Annotated in this window: 1 protein-coding gene; it reads left to right on the plus strand. The window is 77.2% G+C overall.

The window, feature by feature from the left end:
* Positions 1 to 1,122: hypothetical protein (locus HW577_RS25405; protein ID WP_198378862.1), on the plus strand; the 1,122-nt coding region annotated here is incomplete at both ends.

Raw genomic sequence — 1,122 nt, forward strand, 5'->3', positions numbered from 1 at the left:
GCGGCGCCCGCGCCCGCGAACGCCACGCTCCGGGCGCTGCCGGGTGGCGCCATCGCGATCGCCGCCGGCGCGGATGCCGGGCTTGCCGCCTTCCGCCGCGGCGAATGGGTGCACATCGTCCTCGACCGCCCGCTCGTGCTCGACACGGCGAGCCTGCGCGGCCATCCCGTGTTCGCCGGGCTCGAGGCGCGGTCCGCCGGCGATGGCGTTGCACTGCGCGTCCACATGCCGGCGCCCGCGCGGCTCGATGCGCGGCGCCAGGGCGATGCCTGGGTGCTCGAGGCGACGCGCGAGCCGCTGCCCGCCGATGCACCGACGCTCCGCGTCCAGCCCGAATCCGGGCCACCGGCGCGCCTCGTCTTCTCGGGCGGGGAGGCCGGCGGCACCGTCGCGCTCACCGACCCGGAGACGGGCGAGACATTCCTTGCGGCTACGCTCCGCCGGCCGGGCCCCGGCATCCTGCAGGGGCGCCGGCTGGCGGAACTCGACCTGGTGCCGAGCATGCTCGGCGCCGTCGTGCTCGCGCGGTCCGACAACCTGGCCATCCGCGCCCTGCCGGAAGGCCGCTTCGCGGTGCAGGCGGCGGGTGGCGGGTCGATCCGCCTCGGTACCGTCACGGGTCGCGACGTGACGCCGGCGGCGGCGGCGATGAGCCGCCTTCTCGAACTGCCGCACGGCACGGTACCGGTGTTGCTCGAGCGCATGCGCCAGCAGCTGGTGAGCCTGGGCGGCGCGCCGTCCCTCACGCGCGGTCATCTGCGCCGCGACGCGGCCGAGACGCTGCTCAGCCTCGGCATGCCGCAGGAAGCGCAGGCGATGGCCGGGCTCGGCCTGCAGGAGGACCCCCGCGCTCGGGGCGACGCGCGGCTGCTGCTCGCCCATGGCGTGGCGGCGCTGCTGTCGGGCCGCCTGTCCGAGACGACCCATCTCGACGATGCGCGGCTGCCCGCGACCGACGAGGTCACGCTCTGGCGGGCGCTGCTCGCCATGGCGCGCGGCCAGGAAGCCGGGGCCACGCTCGCCGCCGTCGCGCCGATCGTCGCGACCTATCCGGATGCGCTGCGCGACCGCGTGCTGCCGCTGGTGGCCGAGGCGCTGGTCGGCGGCGGCGAGACCCGCGCC

The sequence above is a fragment of the Neoroseomonas rubea genome, assembly GCF_016106015.1.
Classification (GTDB): Bacteria; Pseudomonadota; Alphaproteobacteria; order Acetobacterales; family Acetobacteraceae; genus Neoroseomonas; species Neoroseomonas rubea.